Here is a 14,039-nt window from a genome sequence, read left to right on the forward strand (position 1 = left end):
GGAAGGTGGCCGGGCCGATCTTCAGGGACAGCGCATGGTTCACGCGACGCGCACCAGGCCCAGCGCAGTCAGTTCGGTCAGATGCGCCTCGATTTGCGGGACGGCATGCTCGGCCGGTCCCAGATCATAGAGGCGGGCCAGTTCGTCATGCACCTCACCCGCCGTCAGCGCCGCGCCATCCGCCAGCGCCGCCAATATCTCCGGGACCGGGCTGATGACCAGATGGCCGGTGATAGAGCAGCACCATATCATCCAGGACGCAAGTCGCGACGGTATCCTCCCCGTCCTGGCAATAGCGATGCGGAATGGTCACGAAGCGGGGCCTTTGTCTCGGGGACGTCGCTCCGCCTTACGACAAAGATGTAATCAGGTGCCTAACGCATCAACCCATTTTGCGTCACGCCGCTCCAGCGCACCCCTCCCGACCGGACCAGCCGCGCAAAGACGCGCAGATGCGCGTCTAACGCCCGCTCGACCCCATAATCGTGCACGGCATGGGCCAACTGGTCGGCGGGCACCGGATTGGCCAGCGCCCATTCGATCGCCTGGGCAAAGGCTGCCGCGTCGCCGACACGCACGGGGGGATGCTGCCCCGCCGCCGCCAGCACGGGCCGGATATTGGGTGTGGAGTCGGTTGCAACCACGCCGGTCCCGCATCCCAGCGCCTCGATCAGCGTCGCGACCAGCCCTTCCCAGCGCGATGGCTGGAGCAGCAGGTCAGCCTCCGCCATCAACGTCGCCAGCTGCCGCTGATCGCCGATGAATCCCAGAAATTCGACCCGGTCAGCGATGCCAAGCCGGTCGCAATATTCTTCAAGCGAGGCGCGAAGGGGCCCCTGCCCCACGATCTTCAGCCGCCAATCGGAAAAGGCGAGTTGCGCCAGGGCGGCCAGCGCCGTCGCATGGTCCTTTTGCGCGGCAAGCCGTCCGACCATCAAAAAGCGGCACGGGGAGCCGTCAGGCTTTGCGGAACCGGCAAGCAGATGATCCAGCCGCGCCTGTTCGATCACCGGCGTCACCGTCGGCCGGGGCAACAGCGTCACTTGTCGGCCCGACAATGGCCCTTCCGCGGCCAAGGTCAACCTGTCCGCCTCCCCCATGACGATGGTCATGGCACTCGTCCAGGAAATGGCGCGAAAACGGCATCGTCTCGCCCAGGCCGACAACCCCCGCTGCAGGGGACGAACGATCGGATTGGAGATGCGGGATACCGCCTGAGTATCAGTTCCCAGGGCTGCCAGGGCGCATAGCATGTTGCTCTGATTTCCTGCCGAATAAAGGATGTCGGGCCGATGTCGTCGAACCATGGCCGCCAACGCCGGAAATTGCGCCAGCATCGAAAGTCGCCGTCTGCACCGGGGCGCGGGGACAGTGCGCACGGTCAGACGCGGGTCAATCAGGCTGGCCACCGGCCCCTCCATCCGCGCCATCCATAGCTCGACGTCAATCCCGCGCTTGAACAGATGGTTGGCGAGCATTACCGCAACGCGGTCCAGGCCGCCGTCGCCCGGCTCATAAAGATAGATTGCGACCGAACAATTTTGCGTCACCCATCGGGGTGTGTGAAACATGGAGGCGCCCTTGCTGCGTCTGACGGAAGCGTCGGACCTTCGACGCCGTCAACGCGGGCAACCCGTCATTTGCTTCAGGGGGATGCAGGCCTTTCGATCAGCGGGGCATTTGCAGCGATGCGTAACAGGTAAAGCCGCTCGTTCCCGACTGAAGACGGCGGATATAGTTCAGATAGGCCCGGTTCTGGTCATAGGCGGTGCCGGGCAGACGGCCGCCGCCCAGCGCCCGTTTCACCTGTTCCCCGGTGAAGGGCTGGCCCGCGCCGGGAAAGGCGCCCTGCGTGCCCGCCGGAACGACCTGACCACTGGGCGCGATATAATTGCCCGACCGCCCCTGATCCGGCACCGGGATGGTGCAGTTGAGTACCGAGGCCGCTGTATTCGCCAGTGCGGGGCGGATCGACACGATCGCCGACGCGGCCACGGCCCCACCCATCAGCAGCTGACGGCGCGAAGGCGCGCCAAGGCTCAGCTCCGACTCGGGCTGCTGCTGAGGGGACAAAGGCTCGCTCATGTCTTCCTGATCCGCTATCGCGCTTGCCAAAGTGTAAAAATTGCACGCTATTGCGATAGCCTTTGCAGCAAATGCGCCGAAAATCCAGCATGGTAACCATGAATCGCCTGACGACTTCCCAGATCACCGCCTCTCTCGCCATGCTGCTGCTGGCCACCGGGGGCGCTCTGATGATCGGCGCGCGGCCGCTGGACATCATTCTGCCGGTACTGGCCGGACTTGTGATCCTGATCATAGCATCCGGCGGCCGCGGGCAGGCAGTAGAGGCCGTGCCCGTGTCGATGGACATGCCCGACATCATCGCTCATCCCGATGCGCGCAGCCTGCTGGAGGGCATTTCCGACCCGCTGATGCTGATTGAGCGCGGACGGATCATCAGCGCCAATCGCCCGGCGCAGCGCCTGCTGGGGGCGCATATCGAAGGGGAGGATGCGCGCATCGCCATTCGTCACCCCGCCGCCGCCGAGCGGCTCGCCAGCCTGGCGCCGATCGTCGAGCCGGTCGTGATCGAACTGGTGGGCCTGGGCACACGCGATCAGCGCTGGCAGATGCGGGTCGCCCCCGTGGGCGATCCTCAACAGGTCCGGCGCCTGGTTCACCTCGCCGACCATAGCGGCGCCCATGCGGCGGAGAAGATGCGCGTCGATTTCGTCGCCAATGCGAGCCATGAGTTGCGCACGCCGCTCGCCGGCATATTGGGCTTCATCGAAACGCTGGCCGATCCCGATCTGGGCAAGGACGATGAGACGCGGCAGCGCTTCCTGAAGATCATGGACGGCGAGGCGCGGCGGATGCAGCGGCTGATCGACGACCTCATTTCCCTATCCCGGATCGAGGCGGAAAAATATCGCGCGCCCGAAAGCGCCGTCGACCTGTCGGGACTGGTCGCGGAAGTGGTCGGCGTGTTCCGCACCAGCCATGGCGACCGGGGCCGCGACGTGGAGATGCAGATCGCGCCTGCCCTGCCCGCCGTGCAGGGCGACCGCGCGCAGCTGTCGCAGCTGTTGCACAATCTGATCGGCAACTCGGTCAAATATGGTCGGGCGGGGACGCCGATCCGCGTCGCCCTGACCGAAGGCCCCAGCGGCATGATGCGGCTTTGCGTGGCGGATGAAGGCGAAGGCATCGGTCCCGACCATCTGCCGCGCCTGACCGAACGATTTTATCGCGTCGATTCCGGCCGCAGCCGCGCGGTGGGCGGCACCGGTCTCGGCCTCGCCATCTGCAAGCATATCGTCGAACGGCACCGGGGGCGGCTCGACATCGCCAGCGTGCTTGGCAAGGGCACCACCATAACCGTTTTGCTGCCGCGCCTGCCCGTCGAGGAAAAGGTCGCTTCAGCAACGGCTTGAACAAAAAAAGACGGCGACAGGACGCGGCCCCGCCGCCAATGTCATAAAAGTGCAATCCGATTGTCACAAAGGCGCGACGTACCGCGGCTACGGCGCGTGCCTACAGGGGGGCAGCGACTGCGAATCGCGGCCTTTGTACGAAGGAGATTATCCGTGAAGCGTATCGCACTGCTCGCCGTCACCACTGCGGCCGCCCTTACCCTCACTGGCTGCGGCCAGCAGTCCGGCGGCGGCGCCGGCGGCACCCGTGACCAGATTCGGGCGGTCGGTTCCTCGACCGTCTATCCCTTCGCCACGGCGATCGCGGAAATGTTCGTTCAGGGTAATCCGGGCATGAAGTCGCCGATCATCGAATCGACCGGCACCGGCGGCGGCATGAAGCTGTTCTGCGCAGGCGTCGGCGCCCAGCATCCCGACATTGCGGACGCCTCGCGCCGGATGAAGAAGAAGGAATTCGAAGACTGCCAGAAGAATGGCGTCAAGGACATCGTCGAGATTCAGATCGGCGTCGATGGTCTCGCTCTTGCCGAATCGAAGAACGGCCCCGGCTTCAAGCTGACGCCCAAGATCGTCTATGAAGCGCTGGCCGCCAATCCCTATGGCAAGGGCCCGAACAAGGCACAGACCTGGAAGGATGTGGACCCCAGCCTGCCCGCCACGACGATCAGCGTCTTCGGCCCGCCGTCCACCAGCGGCACGCGCGATTCGCTCGCGGAGCTGATCCTGACCAAGGGTTGCGAGACCGATCCGGCGATGGAAGAGCTCAAGAAGAAGAATGAGGACGAGTTCAAGGCCACCTGCACCCGCATCCGCGAGGACGGCAAATATGTAGACTCTGGCGAGAACGACAATCTGATCGTCCAGAAGCTGGCCGCCAATCCCAATGCGCTGGGCGTGTTCGGCTTCAGCTATCTGGAAGAGAATAAGGACAGCCTGAAGGACGTCAGCATCAACGGCGTCGAGGCAACCTATGAAACCGTGTCGACCGGCAAATATCCGGGCGCCCGTCCGCTTTATATCTATGTGAAGAAGGCGCACATGACCGCGATTCCCGGCCTTCAGGCCTATCTCAACAGCTTCGCGGCCAACTGGGACCCCAATGGCGCGCTGACCAAGCGCGGCATGGTTGCGGCGCCGGAAGCCGTCCGCAAGGCCAGCGCCGAAGCGGTAAAGTCGCTGCCCGTCCTCGACGGTTCGCAGCTGAAGTAAGACGGGGAATATGACAGGTCCTGCAATCCTCCTGCTGCTGGCTGGCCTTGGCGCGATCGCGTGGGTCACCGCCCGCGCCCGCGCGCTGCGTCTGCAGGGCGCGGCCCGGTCATCGGGCCGCCGCGATGCCATGCACAGCCTGCCCGGCTATCATGGCTGGTATGTCGCTCTCTGGACGCTGGTGCCCGCGGGCATTTTCCTGGCGGTATGGGCAAATGTCGCCCCCGGCCTCGTCACCGAAGCGGTGTTGAGCAGCCCGGCGGCCCAGAGCCTTCCCGCCGATGATTTCTCGCGCTCGGCCATTTTGGGCGAGGCGCGGGCAATCGCCACGGGGCAGCAGGCAGGTGCGTTCAACCCGCTCTCACAGGGCCTTGTCGAACCCTATAGGGACGCCATCGGCACCTATGGCATGGCAGGCGCCGCACTGGCGCTGGTGCTGGCCTTTGCCGGTGGCGCCTATGCCTTCACCCGCGTCCGCCCCGATTTCCGGGCGCGCACGCGGGTCGAAAGGCTGGTCATGGCGACCCTGCTGATTGCATCGCTGCTGGCGATCATCACCACCGTCGGCATCGTCGCCTCGCTGCTCTGGCAGAGCTTCCGTTTCTTCTCCATGGTCAGCCCGATCGACTTCCTGTCCGGCACCAAATGGAGTCCGCAGTCAGCCGCGCTCGGCTATGGCAATGACGACGCCTTCGGCGCCGTGCCGCTGTTCTGGGGCACGATCTTCATCGGCGCGATCATCGCCATGATTGTCGCCATCCCGCTCGGCCTGATGAGCGCCATCTACCTCACCCAATATGCCAGCCCGACGCTGCGCAAATGGATGAAGCCGACGCTGGAAATGCTCGCGGGCGTTCCGACCGTGGTTTACGGTTATTTCGCGGCGCTTACCATCGCCCCCGTCCTGCGCGACGTCGCGGTGAAGGTCGGCATCCACGGCGCCTCATCCGAAAGCGCGCTCGCGGCCGGGCTGGTCATGGGCGTGATGATCATCCCCTTCGTTTCTTCCATGGCCGACGACAGCATCGCCGCCGTGCCTCAATCGATGCGCGACGGCAGCCTTGCCATGGGCGCCACGACCAGCGAAACGATCCGCAAGGTGCTGATCCCCGCGGCGCTCCCCGGCGTCGTCGGCGGGGTGCTGCTGGCCGTCAGCCGCGCGATCGGCGAAACCATGATCGTCGTGATGGCCGCCGGCCTCGCCGCCAACCTCACCCTCAATCCCTTTGCCAGCGTGACGACGGTGACGACGCAGATCGTCCAGCTGCTGACCGGCGATCAGGAGTTCGACAGCGCCAAGACGCTGGCGGCTTTCGCTCTGGGCCTGGTGCTGTTCGTCGTCACCCTGCTGCTCAACATCGTGGCCCTGCGGGTCGTGAAGAAATATCGCGAGGCTTACGAATGAGTGCGACACGCAACCCCACCGACTGGAGGTCGGAGGTCATGCGCAGGCGGATCGCCCGACGCTATGCCGCCGAGCGCCGCTTCAAGGCCGCAGGGCTGTTCGCGGTGCTGCTGTCCGCCGCCTTCCTCGCCTTCCTGCTGTTCACCATGATGGGCAACGGCCTGCGCGGCTTTACCCGGACCGAGATCGCGGTGACGGTGGACTTCCCAGCCTCCCCGCTACTGCTCGATCCCAACGCGATCACCGATCAGGCGCTGGCCAATGCCAATCTGCCGATGGTGACGGGCGAAGTCGTGAAGAAGGCGCTGGGCGCGGATGCCGAGGAGTGGGTGTCGCCCACCGCCTGGACCGTGCTGCGCGACCGGATCAAGGCCGACCCCAAAATCCTCTCGCAGACGGTCACGATCAGGCTGCCTGCCTCGACCGCCATCGACCTTGCCGCCAAGAGCAAAGGGTCGCCCGAAGCCGACGCGGCGGTGGATCGCCTGAACAAGGCGGGCCTCCTCTCGACGGGCTTCAACATGGGCTTCCTCACCGCCAGCGATGGGACCGATCCCACGCAGGTCGGTATCTGGGGGGCGTTCAAGGGGTCGCTGCTGACCATGTTGGTGACGCTGGCGCTGAGCTTCCCGGTGGGCGTCGCCACGGCGGTTTACCTGGAGGAATATGCGCGCAAGAACTGGATGACCGACATCATCGAGGTGTCGATCAACAATCTCGCCGCCGTGCCCTCGATCATCTTCGGCCTGCTGGGGCTGTCGATCTTCCTCAACGTCCTGCATCTGCCGCGCTCGGCCTCGCTGGTCGGCGGCATGACGCTGGCGCTGATGACCATGCCGGTCATCGTCATCGCAGGCCGCAACGCCATCAAGTCGGTGCCGCCCAGCATCCGCGACGCCGCGCTCGGCATAGGCGCCTCGCCAGTGCAGGTGGTGTTCCACCATGTGCTGCCGCTGGCCCTGCCCGGCATCCTGACCGGCACCATCATCGGCATGGCCCGCGCCCTGGGCGAGACGGCGCCGCTGCTGATGATCGGCATGCGGGCCTTCATCGCCACGCCGCCGGGGGGAATCGTCGACCCGGCGACCGTGCTGCCGGTCCAGATCTTCCTCTGGTCGGACGAAGTCTCCAAGGGTTTCGTCGAAAAGACCTCCGCCGCCATCATCGTGCTGCTGGTGTTCCTGCTCGCGATGAACGGCCTCGCCATCTACCTGCGCAACAAGTTCGAAAGGCGGTGGTAACCGCGATGACTGCCATGATCCAAGAACAAGCAAAGCTGACGCCTGCCGTCGAAACCAAGATGGCCGCCCACGACGTCAAGGTCTTCTACGGCGAGAAACAGGCGATCAAAGGCGTGTCGATCGATGTCGACATGGACAATGTCACCGCCTTCATCGGCCCGTCGGGCTGCGGCAAGTCGACCTTCCTGCGGACGCTGAACCGCATGAACGACACGGTCGCTTCGGCGCGCGTCGAAGGCACGATCACGCTGGACGGCGAGGATATCTATGCCGCCAGCATGGACGTGGTGCAATTGCGCGCCCGCGTCGGCATGGTGTTCCAGAAGCCCAATCCCTTCCCCAAGTCGATTTACGAAAATATCGCCTATGGTCCGCGCATCCATGGCCTCGCCCATGGCAAGGCCGACCTCGACGTCATCGTCGAAAAGTCGCTGCGCCGCGCCGGGCTTTGGGACGAGGTGAAGGATCGGCTGCATGACAGCGGCACCGCACTGTCGGGTGGCCAGCAACAGCGCCTCTGCATCGGCCGCGCCATCGCGGTGGAGCCGGAGGTGATCCTGATGGACGAGCCCTGTTCCGCGCTCGATCCCATCGCGACCGCCAAGATCGAAGAACTGATCCACGAGCTTCGCGGCCGCTACGCCATCGTGATCGTGACGCACAATATGCAACAGGCCGCCCGCGTGTCGCAACGCACCGCTTTCTTCCATCTGGGCGAACTGGTTGAATATGGGGTGACGTCGGACATCTTCACCAATCCGCGGCAGGAACGGACCAAGGACTATATCACCGGACGCTACGGCTGAAATCCGGGGGAGAACAGATATGGCTGAACATACGATCAAGGCGTTCGATCAGGAAATCGACAAGCTGCGCGGGCTGATCGCCGAAATGGGCGGGCGCGCGGAAGCGGCCATCGAAAACGCGATGCTGGCGTTGCAGCGACAGGACAAGGTGCTGGCCGCCGAAGTGGTGGCCGACGACAAGCGCATCGATGCCATCGAGGCCGAAGTCGAAAAGCTGGTGATTCAGGTAATCGCCCTGCGCGCGCCAATGGCCAACGACCTGCGCGACGTGATCGCCGCGTTAAAGATCGTGAGCGTGGTCGAACGTATCGGCGACTATGCCAAGAACATAGCCAAGCGCGTGCCTGAGATCGCCGCCAACCAGCGCACCCTGGAGCCGGTGTCGCTCCTCCCCTCCATGGGGCAGGTCGCGGGCGAGATGGTGCATGATGCGCTCAACGCCTTCGCCGCGCGGGACGCGGATCTGGCGCTCGCCGTGATCGAACGCGATACGGTGGTCGACGATTTCTACAATAGCGTGTTCCGCACGCTCGTCACCTTCATGGTCGAAAATCCCAAGACGATCAGCGAGTGCGCCCATCTGCTGTTCATCGCCAAGAATATCGAGCGTATCGGCGACCATGCGACCAATGTGGCGGAGATGGTCTATTACGCCGCCACCGGCCAGACCGCGCCGGAACGCGAACGCGGCGGCCAGAGCCAGGAGGGCTGAGGATGGCGCGAGCCAAGATGCTCCTTGTCGAAGATGACGCGGCGCTGGCCGAACTGCTCATCTGGCATTTCAAGCGCGAGGATTTCGAGGTCGTTCACACGGTGGACGGCGAGGAAGCCCTGCTGCTGGCGCAGGAGAGCGTGCCGGACATCGTGCTGCTCGACTGGATGGTGGAAAGCCTGTCCGGAATCGAAGTCTGCCGCCGCTTGCGCCGCATGAACGGCACGGCGAATGTGCCGATCATCATGCTGACCGCGCGAGGCGAGGAAGAAGATCGCGTGCGCGGTCTGGAGACTGGCGCGGACGATTATGTGACCAAGCCTTTCTCCCCCCGCGAACTGGTGGCACGGGTCGGCGCGGTGCTGCGCCGCGTGCGCCCCGCTCTGGCGGGAGAGACCCTGACCTTCTCCGACGTCGAAATGGATACGGTCGGCCACAAGGTCCGCCGGGGCGGCCAGGTCATCCCGCTCGGCCCGACCGAATTCCGCCTGCTCAAGCATTTCCTGGAGCATCCGGGCTGGGTCTTCTCCCGCGAGCGATTGCTCGACAGCGTCTGGGGACAGGACAGCGATATCGAACTGCGCACCGTGGACGTTCATATCCGCCGCTTGCGCAAGGCGATCAACGCGGACGGGCGCTATCACGACATCATCCGCACGGTGCGCTCGGCCGGCTATGCGCTGGATACGGATGGGGCGGCTTAACGCCTTTTCCCGTCGGATTTTTGGGTGGTAGGGACACTGTCCTCCGTTCGCCCTGAGCCTGTCCAAGGACCACCCTTCTTCTGTATGGCAGCACGCCAGAAAGAAAGTAAAAGGGCTTCGACAGGCTCAGTGCGAATGGATTTCCATCCCTCAGGCGTCAGCCCAACGCCGCAGCAGGTTGTGATAGATGCCCGTCAACCGGATCACTTCGCGATTGTCATGCCCCAGATCGGCCGCCAGTTGCTGAATGGCGCTGTCTAGATCGAACAGCGTCTGTCGCGCCGCGTCATCGCGCACCATGGACTGGAGCCAGAAGAAACTTGCCACCCGCCGCCCACTCGTGACCGGTTCCACCCGATGGAGCGAGGATGAAGGATAGAGCACTGCATGCCCGGCAGGCAGCTTAACCCGCTGGACGCCGAAATTGGTTTCGACGGTCAGCTCGCCGCCATCATAACTTTCCGGCGCCTCCAGAAAAATGGTGATCGACAGGTCCGACCGCACGCGAAAGCCGGTTCCCGCCTGAATCCGCACCGCGTTGTCGACATGGGTGCCGAACGCCTGCCCCCCCGCATAGCTGTTGAACAGTGGCGGGAAGACCTTGAGCGGCAGTGCGGCGGCGATGAACAAGGGCGATCGGCCCAGCGCGTCCAGCACGATCTGCCCAGCCTGTTTGGCCTCGGCCGACTCTTCGGGCAGTTGCAGGTTGCGCTTGGCCAGCGCCGACTGAGCACCCGAGGTGACATTGCCGTCGACCCATTCCGCAGCGTCGATCAGCGCACGAATCCGCGCCAGACCGTCGGCGTCGAGCAGGTCGGGGATGACAGTCAGCATGTCGGCACTTCCTTGTCCAGCAAGACGGCCAGAGCCGCCTCGCGCCAGTGTTCATCAGTCGATCGGCGGAGAAAATCCGCCGCCTTTTCCCTGAAGGCAGGCGTCGCCGTTTCGCGCAGCGTGCCGAGCCAGATCAGCGCCTCTTCCATGGCGCCCTCCCCGGCCAGCAGACGCGCCAGATTGAAGGCTCCGCGAAAATCGCCGCCCTCTGCCGCGATCCGATAATGACGCAAGGCTTCGGTCCGATCCGGGTCCACGGCCCAGCCGTCCTCGTGAAAACTGCCGATGTAATTGGCGGCCTTGGCCCCGATCGGGCCGGCATTGCGCGCCGCCCTGCGAAACCAGTCCAGCGCGGCCCCATGTTCGCCGCGCAGCGCAAGCTGCGTCGCGAAATTATACTGGGCTTCGGCCAGCCCGTGCTCCGCCGCGACGCGATAACATTCCCCCGCACGCGCCGTATCTACCGCAACGCCCCAGCCGAGTTCATAGCAGCGGCCGACCATGTTGAGCGCGAACATGTCATGTTGGGCAGCCGCCCGGTTGAACCAGCCAAAAGCCGCCTTCGGTTCGGCGGGCAGTTCGACCCCGTCCAGCAGCATCTGCCCAAGCACGAGCTGCGCCTGCGCCACGCCTGCCTCCGCCGCCACGCGGATCAACGCGGCGCGATCCGCCCCCGGCTCAGCCAATCGCGCAGCAAGCGCTTCGGCGCTCATCGCGGAAAGCTCAGCCAGAGATGACAGGGAGGGATCGGTCATCGGGTCAATATTTGACGCTCAAAGTCGCAAAAGCCGAGCGCCCCGGAGCGAGGGTCGCATAATGGTTGGTATAGGCCTGAGCGAAATAGACCTTGTCCGTCAGATTCTGAACATTGACGCTCAGGCTGACCTTGTCGCTGAACTCATAGCCGGCACGCGCATCGAAGCGCCAATAGCTGGGAACGGAGCGGGCGATGACCCTGGTGGCGGGGCTGACCGTGACCAGGCCCGCACTGTCCTGCGTTGCGGTGCGGTTATCGGCATAGCCGCCGAAGACCCGGCTCATGTAGAAGGCGCCGCCACCGATGTTGAGCTGCGGCAACACCTCCACATTGGTCCAGAGCGAGAAGCTGTGCTTGGCGGTCTGCGGGAATCGACGGCCGGTGTTGACCGAAGGGACGAGGACGGTCTTGGCCGCCTGCCCGGTCACCGCCGCTGCCGTCAGCGCAGTATAGCCGCCGTCAACGATCCTGGCGTCCATATAGGTATAGCCGCCAAAGACGCTCCATTTGGGCAGTATCTCGCCATTGAAGCCCAGTTCCACGCCCCTGATCCGGCGTTGGCCGATGAACTGGATGCTGTTGTCGGAGCCGGTGACGCGGGCATTTTTCGTCTCCGTCTGGAACAGCGCGACGTTCAGTGACAGGTGCGAGTTGAAAAGGTCCGCCTTGGCGCCGACTTCGTAGGATTTCGTGCGCTCGACCTTCAGCGTCTCCTCTGCCGCGGCCCGGAGCGCCGCAATGGCGGCGGCGGTCTGCGCCGGGGTCGTGGTGGCGGCGACGGTGCCCAGGCTGTTGCCGTCCTGCCCTTCGCCCAGCAGGCTGTTGGGCGGCGTGGCAGAGGTCGCGTAGGAGGCGTAAAGGCTGCTGTTGGCGGTCGGCTTGAACACCACGCCCGCCTGCCAGTTGAACACGCCGTCATTGCGGCGCACGACCGGCGAAACGCCATTGATGACGGGCAGCGTCACTTTCGAGCTGTAATCATCATAGCGTGCGCCCAGATTGATGATGAGCGACTTGCCGATGGAAATCGAATCGAAAGCGTAAATCGCCCTGGTGTTCGCATTGTTCTGCGTTTCCTGCGCCAGCGTCGTCCGGGTGATCGGGCCGGTCGCCGCATAATTGCCGTTCACATAATTGACCCAGGGATCGGACGGGTTCGGGTTGAACAGGCTGGTGCAGTCATAGGTCGCGACCTGCGCGGGGCTGCAGGACGGGCCATTGGTGGTGCCGGTCGAAAAGTGACGGGTCGTGACGTTGAACGTGCCGCGCCGCGCCTTTTCCCACGATAGCTCAGCCCCAACGGCAAAGCTGTGTTCGATGCCGCCGGTCAGGACCTTCCCGGTGAGGTCAGTCTGGTTGGTGAGCGTTTCCACCGTGCCGTAACGCGTGTTGGCGCGGCGCCACACCTGCCCCGTGCTGAACACATTGCCCTGGCTGTCGTCGGGCTGGGTATAGATGTAGGATTGATCGTTATGGCTGTAACGCGCGGTGTTGCGCAGCGTCACGCCGCCGAAATCATGGCTGGCGCGGATCGTGAACTGATCGGTCTTGCTCTTGCGGAAGTCGCGATCCTTGAGGCCATAATAAGTGTCGCGATCGACATGGCCGGTCGTGCCGTCGGCCAGCGTCACGTCCCCGACCGCCGGTTCGGAATAGGTGAAGCCGGTGGGTGCGTTGCATACGGTGGTCGAGCAGACAAAGGTGTAGGGAATGCCGCTGTCGGGCAGTTCATCGGTGTCGAGATGATACCAGGACAGGGTGAGCTGGGTCGGCGAACCCATGCCGATGGTCAGCGAGGGCGCGATGCCCCAACGCTTCTGCCAGATGGCGTCCCGACCCGCCACATCCTGATCATGCCACATGCCCGCTACGCGGAAACCGATGGAATCGCTGAGCCTGTAATTGATGTCGGCCGTGATCCGCTTGTAGTCGGCGGTGCCGTAGGACAGGTCCATGCTCGCAAAATCGCGGTCGCGGGGCAGCTTTGTAATGATGTTGAGCGAGCCGCCGGCGCTGCCGCGCCCGCCCAGCGAGCTGTCGGAGCCGCGCACGACCTGAATCTGTTCGACTGCGAAGACTTCGCGCGACTGGGCGGAGGTATCGCGCACGCCGTCGACATAGGTGCTGCCCTGGCTGTCGAAGCCGCGGATGAAAGGCCGGTCGCCGATCGGGTTGCCGCCTTCGGCCGCGCCGAAGGTGATGCCAGGCACGGTGCGCAGCGCTTCCACCAGCGTAGCCGATCCGGTGTCCTTGATCACATTTTCGCTGACGATCGCGACCGATCGCGGCGTGTTGATCAACGGCGCCGTCGCCTTGGGAGAGATGATGTCCTGATTGTAACGGCCGTTGACGATGATCTGGCTGGCATCGGCCTGCTGATCGGCGGCGGCCCCGGCCGCATCATCCGGCCTGTCCAGCGCCATGGCGGGACTCGACATGAAGGCACCCGCGCAACCCAACGCCAAAAAGGCCGGCGCGGCGCGGCGGCGTTGATCGTAATGCATGCTGGTCCCCCTGATCGCCCCTTATCGTGGAACCCGTTATTGCGACGCGTTCTCAGAGTCAAACACTATTGAGAAACAAAAGCACTCGTCAGCCAGCCATGCTGGCGAAAGGCTGGAAACGCCTTTATGCGGCGTCGCTGCGCAGAACGAACGGAATTTCGACCACGCCGCGCACGCGAACCGGCTGGCCGTCGCGGACCATCGGTCGCCAGCGCCAGCCGCGCACTGCATCTCGCGCCGCATCGTCGAGCCGTGCAAAACCACTGCTCCGGGCAATGGAAAGGCTTTCCACTGCGCCGTCCAGGCCCAATGTCAGCGCCAGTACCACAGTGCCCTGCTCTCGTTTTCGGCGGCTCTCAATCGGATAGCGGGGCGGCTTTCCCGCCACCATCTGGGCGCCGATGTCGCCGCCCTGCACAATGCCGGGCGG

At 64.3% G+C, this 14,039-nt stretch carries 14 protein-coding genes; 7 read left to right on the forward strand and 7 right to left on the reverse strand.

Features of this window, described 5'->3' with window-relative positions:
* Window positions 1-39: 39 nt before the first annotated feature.
* The 3 genes from ACFC3J_RS18660 to ACFC3J_RS18670 all read right to left on the reverse strand — a co-directional run bounded on the left by ACFC3J_RS18660 (window position 40) and on the right by ACFC3J_RS18670 (window position 2,085).
* Window positions 40-252, reverse strand: coding sequence for an HPr-rel-A system PqqD family peptide chaperone (locus ACFC3J_RS18660; RefSeq protein ID WP_375197577.1), 213 nt, complete (start codon window positions 250-252; stop codon window positions 40-42).
* 122 nt (window positions 253-374) lie between these two features.
* Window positions 375-1,571: a glycosyltransferase gene (locus tag ACFC3J_RS18665; protein WP_375197578.1), complete on the reverse strand. Its 1,197-nt coding sequence runs from the start codon at window positions 1,569-1,571 to the stop codon at window positions 375-377.
* A 97-nt stretch (window positions 1,572-1,668) separates the two neighbouring features.
* A complete protein-coding gene (locus tag ACFC3J_RS18670) occupies window positions 1,669-2,085 on the reverse strand; it encodes a hypothetical protein (protein ID WP_375197579.1) in 417 nt (138 codons plus the stop codon).
* Window positions 2,086-2,183: 98 nt separating this feature from the next.
* Here ACFC3J_RS18670 and ACFC3J_RS18675 point away from each other — a divergent pair, with 98 nt between their 5' ends.
* The 7 genes from ACFC3J_RS18675 to phoB all read left to right on the forward strand — a co-directional run bounded on the left by ACFC3J_RS18675 (window position 2,184) and on the right by phoB (window position 9,514).
* Entirely contained in the window at window positions 2,184-3,437 is a 1,254-nt protein-coding gene (locus ACFC3J_RS18675; protein WP_375197590.1) for a sensor histidine kinase, read from the forward strand.
* Between the two features lie 153 nt (window positions 3,438-3,590).
* Entirely contained in the window at window positions 3,591-4,646 is a 1,056-nt protein-coding gene (locus ACFC3J_RS18680; protein WP_375197580.1) for a substrate-binding domain-containing protein, read from the forward strand.
* A gap of 10 nt (window positions 4,647-4,656) precedes the next feature.
* Entirely contained in the window at window positions 4,657-6,051 is a 1,395-nt protein-coding gene (gene pstC, locus ACFC3J_RS18685) for a phosphate ABC transporter permease subunit PstC (RefSeq protein WP_375197581.1), read from the forward strand.
* Complete coding sequence (gene pstA / locus ACFC3J_RS18690) at window positions 6,048-7,292, forward strand: phosphate ABC transporter permease PstA (protein ID WP_375197582.1); 1,245 nt, start codon at window positions 6,048-6,050, stop codon at window positions 7,290-7,292. Before pstC ends, pstA begins: the two co-directional genes overlap by 4 nt.
* Before the next feature lie 14 nt (window positions 7,293-7,306).
* Entirely contained in the window at window positions 7,307-8,098 is a 792-nt protein-coding gene (gene pstB, locus ACFC3J_RS18695) for a phosphate ABC transporter ATP-binding protein PstB (RefSeq protein ID WP_375197583.1), read from the forward strand.
* 19 nt (window positions 8,099-8,117) lie between these two features.
* Entirely contained in the window at window positions 8,118-8,810 is a 693-nt protein-coding gene (phoU, locus tag ACFC3J_RS18700; protein WP_375197584.1) for a phosphate signaling complex protein PhoU, read from the forward strand.
* A 2-nt stretch (window positions 8,811-8,812) separates the two neighbouring features.
* Window positions 8,813-9,514, forward strand: a complete 702-nt coding sequence (gene phoB / locus ACFC3J_RS18705) for a phosphate regulon transcriptional regulator PhoB (protein WP_375197585.1) — start codon at window positions 8,813-8,815, stop codon at window positions 9,512-9,514.
* Between the two features lie 150 nt (window positions 9,515-9,664).
* Here the strand turns inward: phoB and ACFC3J_RS18710 are convergent, their stop codons facing one another.
* From ACFC3J_RS18710 to ACFC3J_RS18725, 4 genes are all read right to left on the reverse strand, one after another.
* On the reverse strand, window positions 9,665-10,348 hold the full coding sequence (locus tag ACFC3J_RS18710; RefSeq protein WP_375197586.1) for a Fe2+-dependent dioxygenase: 684 nt from the start codon (window positions 10,346-10,348) through the stop codon (window positions 9,665-9,667).
* Window positions 10,342-11,103 (reverse strand): tetratricopeptide repeat protein, encoded by a 762-nt coding sequence (locus tag ACFC3J_RS18715; protein WP_375197587.1) that lies wholly within the window; start codon window positions 11,101-11,103, stop codon window positions 10,342-10,344. Before ACFC3J_RS18715 ends, ACFC3J_RS18710 begins: the two co-directional genes overlap by 7 nt.
* 4 nt (window positions 11,104-11,107) lie before the next feature.
* Window positions 11,108-13,609: a TonB-dependent receptor gene (locus ACFC3J_RS18720; protein ID WP_375197588.1), complete on the reverse strand. Its 2,502-nt coding sequence runs from the start codon at window positions 13,607-13,609 to the stop codon at window positions 11,108-11,110.
* Between the two features lie 124 nt (window positions 13,610-13,733).
* Window positions 13,734-14,039: energy transducer TonB (locus ACFC3J_RS18725; RefSeq protein ID WP_375197589.1), on the reverse strand; the 306-nt coding region annotated here is incomplete at its 5' end.

The organism is Sphingobium sp., assembly GCF_041987595.1.
In the GTDB taxonomy this organism is placed as follows: domain Bacteria; phylum Pseudomonadota; class Alphaproteobacteria; order Sphingomonadales; family Sphingomonadaceae; genus Sphingobium.

Excerpts from the sequence above, each read along its gene's own strand:
- ACFC3J_RS18715 (WP_375197587.1), bottom strand. The coding sequence starts at position 11,103 with ATGACCGATCCCTCCCTGTCATCTCTGGCTGAGCTTTCCGCGATGAGC.
- ACFC3J_RS18710 (WP_375197586.1), bottom strand. The coding sequence starts at position 10,348 with ATGCTGACTGTCATCCCCGACCTGCTCGACGCCGACGGTCTGGCGCGG.
- ACFC3J_RS18660 (WP_375197577.1), bottom strand. The coding sequence starts at position 252 with ATGATATGGTGCTGCTCTATCACCGGCCATCTGGTCATCAGCCCGGTC.
- ACFC3J_RS18675 (WP_375197590.1), top strand. The coding sequence starts at position 2,184 with ATGAATCGCCTGACGACTTCCCAGATCACCGCCTCTCTCGCCATGCTG.
- ACFC3J_RS18720 (WP_375197588.1), bottom strand. The coding sequence starts at position 13,609 with ATGCATTACGATCAACGCCGCCGCGCCGCGCCGGCCTTTTTGGCGTTG.
- ACFC3J_RS18670 (WP_375197579.1), bottom strand. The coding sequence starts at position 2,085 with ATGAGCGAGCCTTTGTCCCCTCAGCAGCAGCCCGAGTCGGAGCTGAGC.
- pstA (WP_375197582.1), top strand. The coding sequence starts at position 6,048 with ATGAGTGCGACACGCAACCCCACCGACTGGAGGTCGGAGGTCATGCGC.
- ACFC3J_RS18665 (WP_375197578.1), bottom strand. The coding sequence starts at position 1,571 with ATGTTTCACACACCCCGATGGGTGACGCAAAATTGTTCGGTCGCAATC.
- phoB (WP_375197585.1), top strand. The coding sequence starts at position 8,813 with ATGGCGCGAGCCAAGATGCTCCTTGTCGAAGATGACGCGGCGCTGGCC.
- pstC (WP_375197581.1), top strand. The coding sequence starts at position 4,657 with ATGACAGGTCCTGCAATCCTCCTGCTGCTGGCTGGCCTTGGCGCGATC.
- phoU (WP_375197584.1), top strand. The coding sequence starts at position 8,118 with ATGGCTGAACATACGATCAAGGCGTTCGATCAGGAAATCGACAAGCTG.
- pstB (WP_375197583.1), top strand. The coding sequence starts at position 7,307 with ATGATCCAAGAACAAGCAAAGCTGACGCCTGCCGTCGAAACCAAGATG.